General features: G+C 31.2%; 8 protein-coding genes and 1 pseudogene. 2 read left to right on the top strand and 7 right to left on the bottom strand.

Annotation, left to right across the window (positions count from 1 at the left end; genetic code table 11):
* On the top strand, nt 1–301 hold a 301-nt coding region (locus tag BUB90_RS22875; RefSeq protein WP_139241845.1), incomplete at its 5' end, for an aminotransferase class III-fold pyridoxal phosphate-dependent enzyme.
* 425 nt (nt 302–726) lie between these two features.
* Here BUB90_RS22875 and BUB90_RS22870 read toward each other — a convergent pair.
* The gene (locus BUB90_RS22870; RefSeq protein ID WP_073291973.1) at nt 727–1,512 is read right to left on the bottom strand and encodes a Cof-type HAD-IIB family hydrolase; all 786 of its coding nucleotides are present in this window, start codon (nt 1,510–1,512) and stop codon (nt 727–729) included.
* A 753-nt stretch (nt 1,513–2,265) separates the two neighbouring features.
* A pseudogene (locus BUB90_RS22865) lies at nt 2,266–2,511 on the bottom strand (polysaccharide deacetylase family protein); the annotation flags it as partial.
* A gap of 278 nt (nt 2,512–2,789) precedes the next feature.
* Between BUB90_RS22865 and BUB90_RS22860 the strand changes: the two are divergent.
* Nucleotides 2,790–3,545 carry a hypothetical protein gene (locus BUB90_RS22860; protein ID WP_073291971.1) on the top strand — a complete coding sequence of 252 codons (756 nt, stop codon included), beginning with the start codon at nt 2,790–2,792 and terminating at the stop codon, nt 3,543–3,545.
* Between the two features lie 46 nt (nt 3,546–3,591).
* Here BUB90_RS22860 and BUB90_RS22855 read toward each other — a convergent pair whose 3' ends face one another.
* The 5 genes from BUB90_RS22855 to BUB90_RS23760 all read right to left on the bottom strand — a co-directional run.
* Nucleotides 3,592–4,257 carry a M15 family metallopeptidase gene (locus BUB90_RS22855; protein ID WP_073291969.1) on the bottom strand — a complete coding sequence of 222 codons (666 nt, stop codon included), beginning with the start codon at nt 4,255–4,257 and terminating at the stop codon, nt 3,592–3,594.
* A 1-nt stretch (nt 4,258) separates the two neighbouring features.
* A complete protein-coding gene (locus tag BUB90_RS22850; protein WP_073291967.1) occupies nt 4,259–4,693 on the bottom strand; it encodes a phage holin family protein in 435 nt (144 codons plus the stop codon).
* Nucleotides 4,694–4,763: 70 nt separating this feature from the next.
* On the bottom strand, nt 4,764–4,946 hold the full coding sequence (locus tag BUB90_RS22845; RefSeq protein ID WP_073291964.1) for a hypothetical protein: 183 nt from the start codon (nt 4,944–4,946) through the stop codon (nt 4,764–4,766).
* 19 nt (nt 4,947–4,965) lie between these two features.
* Nucleotides 4,966–5,349 (bottom strand): hypothetical protein, encoded by a 384-nt coding sequence (locus BUB90_RS22840; protein ID WP_073291962.1) that lies wholly within the window; start codon nt 5,347–5,349, stop codon nt 4,966–4,968.
* Nucleotides 5,350–5,717: 368 nt separating this feature from the next.
* Nucleotides 5,718–6,028 (bottom strand): hypothetical protein (locus tag BUB90_RS23760; protein ID WP_170865509.1); only part of this gene is annotated, 311 nt, incomplete at its 5' end.

Below are 6,028 nucleotides of genomic sequence, written 5' to 3'. Positions count from 1 at the left end.
ATCAAAAAAACTTGGTGATATTCTTTATAAAAAGCTAAATGAATTAAAGGATAAATACCCTATTATTAGTGAGGTACGTGGAAAAGGTTTGATGTTAGGTATGGAACTACGCGATGAGAATAATGAGCCTAATCCTCTAAAAACTGACGCAGTATTAGAACAGTTAAAGGATGACGGAATCATTCTAGGAAAGAATGGACTTCACCGCAACGTTCTTGCTTTTCAACCTCCTCTTGTAATTGAAGAGTCTGATATTGATTTCTTAATAGACAGACTAGACTATGCTTTAGCCAATGCTTAGAATTATTCAAAAACAGGAAGTTTTTTATGTCTAATATGAGTCAACCATAGTTGCATCTTCAATTGCAACGGCATCACTTCCAGGTTTGTCTAACTCAATATTATCGACAATTGTAATATCAAAGAAAACAGGCACCTGTGAATCATACGCAGGATGATATGACCTTGTTAACCAATCATATCAATAGTACAGCAAGAGCTAGCTTAAATGATCGCACTCCATGTGAGCTAGCTCAGTTATTGGCTCATTCACAACGGTTCAATTTCTTTTGTATAAGAGTTATAATCTCCCTGAATATAACGAATTTGGTTCAATAAGTCTGTTACAATACCTAAATCTCCTTTGTCAACTAGAATATCAATAGCATTATTCGCATGACTGCAATGATTGATTTCATTTCATAGCTATTGTGTTCACATATTTCTCTATAAAATAAATTCCTCAATCCATTTTGCAACGCCATCATTTTCATTTGTGTCACAAATTTGATTAGCAAAAACTTTTACATCATCCACTGCATTTTTTACACAAATACCCGTTCCACAAAATTCGAGCATATCTATATCATTGTAATCATCGCCAAATGCAATGATATTTTCTACATCAATATTAAACTTTTGAGCAAGAAAACTGATTCCATTACTCTTAGTTGCTTTTTTATTCATAATCATTCCAATTTTATTTTCGGAAAGCTGTATATATAAATCTGTTGGAAGTAATTTTTGATATTTTTTCATGTCTTCTAAGGAAGAAACCTCAATTATTACTTTATCAGCTTTTTTTTCTATCAATTCCGAAAAATTGGAATTGGTATATATAAATCCGTTACCCGGCCAAAGGCGATCAGCATCAAAATTAGAATATAAGACATCGTCAGCTTCTACTGCAATTGCTGCTTGTGGATATTCCAATAAAATCTTATCTATAAGCGTTATAACATTATCAATTTGAAAACCATCTGTTTTCTCACCATCCATATAAATTAACGCTCCATTATGATATATTCCAGCGTTTATATCAATATTTGCCACGAATTCTTTTGCAGCCCGAAGTGGTCTTGCGGTTGCAATAACAAATTTATGACCACTATTACATAATCTTCGAATTACATCAGAAGTATATTGAGATATGCTTTTGTCATCTTTTAATAATGTTCCATCTAAATCTGTGACTATAATTTTTTTTGAATATTCTTTACTTTTTTCACTCATAATCAATTATACATATAAAAATATGTATCTCCTTTCTTTTATGTATTATTTTTTAGGCGTTTGTCAAACGCTACAACCCGCATAAATACATCAAGTGAATAAATTCTTTATGCTTTATTGTATTGCAATATCTGTAGCCTCTTGATGGCACTTAAATGCTTCTTTCGGAATATGTTTAAGCACTTTTGCTTTAACATAAATATTTTTATACCCATGAATAACCATATTTGTCCTTTTGCACCGATTCCAAAATTATATATTTTTTTCTTTTTTTAGTAAAGTATATATGTTTTTTTGAAGTGTCATAATTTTATAATTTGAACAATTATATGTATGTTATTTACATCTCGGATCAGATACTATTAACCGTAAAGTGGAATTTTAATTCTTTTTAACTGGAATTTACTCCTGCATACATATTTTTATGGTATATTAATTATTGCCTTCTGTCCTTTCCGATAATTATTTCATATATTTTCTTAAAACTTCTTTTCTAGTACAGATAGCGACCTAAACAAAAATATCCCCAAACCATATTTATTTGGTTTGAGGACATTACGTATTCATTATTTACTTGATTTATTTTGTTTACTTAAAACTTACTTCTCATCTACCTAATTAAATTCTTTAAAATGTACATACTCTTTCACCGTTTTTTATACCCACGCATACGTTTATTGCTCTTATTTCCTTAACCTAGCGTGATTAACAGCAACGGTTAGAATAGTTCTATAAAGTTATTTGGCTTAATTACTAATCCTTAAACTGCCTTCCTTCATGATCCATATGATACTCCCCAGTGTAGATTAACTCTGATACTGGGACAATGGTGTATCCCTTGTCTTGTAGCCCTGTAATCATAGCTTCCAGTGCATCTTTTGTAAACTTTGCTCCATTGTGGCATAGAATAATAGAACCATTGCCAAGGTGAGGATTATTTACCACTGTGTCAATAATTGACTCAACTCCATAATCCTTCCAGTCCAAAGAGTCAACACTTGAACGCAAAAGAAAGATGTTGGAATTAAAAATATATTTGTTTTACCAATCTATTAAACATCAGAATAGTAAATTAGTATAAATTTAGCATTGCCAGTTTTTGCAATATATGGTAAGATTAAATTGGATATTGCTTGATTCTAGTTTCATTTTAGCAAATTAGAATTTGGATAAAAAGACATTTGCAAAAATTGCAGGTGTCTTTTTGCACTTTATAGTAGATATTCCATATAAATGTGGTAATATATGTTTATATAATAAATTTTTGGAGGTTTACTATGCAAAATACAAAAAATAGCAAAAAAGAAGATTACAAATTAAATATAGCAATAGCAATTTGTTTTTTGGTTTTTGCTGTAATAATTATTTATATTTTTGTAAAGTCAAATGAGGGCAATAAGCCAACTCAAGCATCTACTGATATGTTTACAGATGGAAAAAATACAGAAGTAAAGCTAGATGGAATAGGATTTACTATGACAGCAGGTAATTACATATGTGGTATTGATTTTCCTCCTGGGCAATATGATATTCAAGCAACCAAGGGTCAAGGTAATGTTTTTGCTACTAATGGACTAAATGAAATAATGGCAAAAGAAAATGATGATTTTGCTATTGATACTTATAATGGCAGTACATTTGCATTAGGTGATATTTTGTCTATTACTAGCACTTTAAAGATTACTTTTGGCTCAAATGCAGCTGAAATTGAAAATTACACAGGCAGAGAAAAAACTAAGAACACTTTTAAATTAGAAACAGGTAACTATCTAGTTGGAACGGATTTACCATCTGGTACTTATAATATTGTATGTACAAGCGGAAGTGGTAATATATATTCAGATTCTAGCACATTTACGCTAAACGAAACAATGTCGGCAGAAAATGCTAATTCCATGTCATCTTATGACGATTTGTACATTAAAAAATATAACAACGCAATTTTAGAAGATGGTACTATTCTTTCTTTGTCTGGAATAGATGTTAAATTAACGCTTACACAACCTGTTGATAATCAAGAGCAAGATAACTAACGAATATAGTTATTACCCCAAGGATATAATCCATGGGGTAATTTTTTTATGTCAACAGTTCATTTAAAGTTTTTACTCCAACCTTGCCATCTTCTTTCCAGCCTTGCTTTGCTCTAAACTTGTTTACTGCTTTAGTTGTAGCACTTCCCCATTTGCCATCAACAACTAAGTTAGCTTTTATTTTACTATTCAAAGCTTTCTGAATCATCTTAGTTATGTATGTATTAGTATTAGTTGCGCTATAAGATTTAGCGGTACTAGAAACACCTTTAATTTGAAAGTGTGGACTGTCTGGACTAGTCCTCCACTTTGCCCCTGCTTCAAATCCATACTTAGTCATAATGCTAATGATCTTCTTAGTTTCCTTATCGTTTGAGTTCCATATTGCAGTCATTTTACCTTTTACGTTCCTCTGTGGCACTAAATCGACCGCATTACGCTTAGTATGTATACTATTTAGTGTCCACGTAATTTGACATGATTTAGGGTTACTGTACGCTCTTGCAAACGATGTTGAAATTCCTTTTAGTGTAGCTTGATTAATTGTACGTCCTTGGCAATATAGATAATTCTGTCGTTCTTGGCTACGATATGTTTCTACAACTAAGGGATTGATACCATTTGACTTGATTTCTTCTAATGCCTTGTTTAAAAGTATCTGACACAAGGGATTTAGTTCTTCAATATCTCTGCATTGATCTGTACTTCCCATACTATTTGTCCTCGCTTCCATCGGATTTCTTTTGCAGTATATCTATAGCATTTGTGATTGCCTTTGGAAACTTAACTCCCATTAATCCAGCGTTTTCAACAATACTTATAAGTTCATTAACTATTAGTGCGATAATTACCGTTGTCCGAATATAGTTTACTTGTAGTGTTATATCAAGCCTATATGCAATCAATACTATTAGTAACATTACAGCCTTTTTACATAGTCCTTTAAAACAAGCGTTACTCTCTCCTGCACCTGTTGCAGTCTTGTTTGATTTCTTAAATATAAAAGCTACTGCTAGTCCCATAGCAAAATCAATTACCATGAATGTAATAAGAGTTTGTAGGTCTGCGCTCCAACCACCTAACATTCTTACAATAGTTCCACCTATAACACCAATTAGTCCACAGGTTAATTCTTTTAATTTTTCCATTTATCCTCTCTTTCTCTGCATATTAGCAGTAAAAAAGACGGTACCTATAACGGTAACCGCCTTTACATTATTATTCTGTTATTGATTCTTCCTGTACTGGATAAACTTCATCAAGCACAGACATGCACTCCGTAACTTCATCTATTGTTAACCAGCCATTAAGTGACCATGTTGCGATGATTGTTTCATAATATTCACGATTAAATCTCTTTGCTTTCATATTCATAATTAATACATTTTTAAAACTTGTCATAGTTATCAATTCCTTTCATCTAGTTGTTTTTTAAAGATAATGATAAAATAATATCACTAAGATCTAAAATTGATTTGTTGCATTGTAATATTGTTTCCTTAAAATACTCATTTTCTTTGCGTAAGTTAATAACAATATCCTTTGTATCGTATTTGTTTAATTTGATGCTTATTTCACCGTTTTTTACGCTAGATTCAGCAACAGAGCTAATGTTTACGTATGTATTAAGTACTATTTCATCTGACATTATTTTTACATATTGTAGATTATCTTTTGTAAATTTACTGATAGCATTATCATGTGATAGTTCCGTATCTAATACAATCTTCATGCACATTTCTGTATCTTCTTCTATTGATTTTAAATTAAATACTGTGCTATCTTTTAGTTCTATCTTGTACAATATATCACTTCCTTTCTGATAAGAACTAGTGTTCTAAAATAATAATTTAACTCCTAAAAAGCGTAACTTTATTTCCTATATAGAAACATCTTATCTTGATTTCAATGTTTATAGAGTGGGAAATGTAGCTTATGTTTCTGCTATATTTATCCCTACTCAAGCACATGCTGTAGGTGATACTTTATTTTTACTAGAAGATATGCCTATGTTTTTAACTAGAGTTGATTTATCTGTCTATGCCGAAGGTTCTAAAAGAGCTGATCTAACATTGGATAGTAGAATAATGAATCAATCTATTTTATCGAGTGGAACTACTATCACAATTAATTTCAGCTATATATGTGCTTAAATAGCTATTTATTAAACCATTATACTATTGTTCCGTCAACGCTAAACCATGCTCCTATCGAATATAACGATCCAGCAATATAGCTAGAGTGGGTTACTTCAAATATGACAGATCCAACTTCTGTTACAACAATTGTAACTGGTACATTACCATACGTTCTGTCATAAAAACCCAAGCTTCTAGTGACAGTAACAGTTGGTTTTGTGCTATATGTTAATGGGAATGAAAATACACATTCACACTTTCCACTCGTTCTACATGCGCCAATCAAATACACATAAGAATAATTAGCAGAATTAAATTTACTTTTATTTAGTAAATTATTATTTA

The sequence above is a fragment of the Anaerosporobacter mobilis DSM 15930 genome, assembly GCF_900142955.1.
Classification (GTDB): Bacteria; Bacillota; Clostridia; order Lachnospirales; family Lachnospiraceae; genus Anaerosporobacter; species Anaerosporobacter mobilis.
This window is presented reverse-complemented; position numbering and strand designations above follow the sequence as displayed.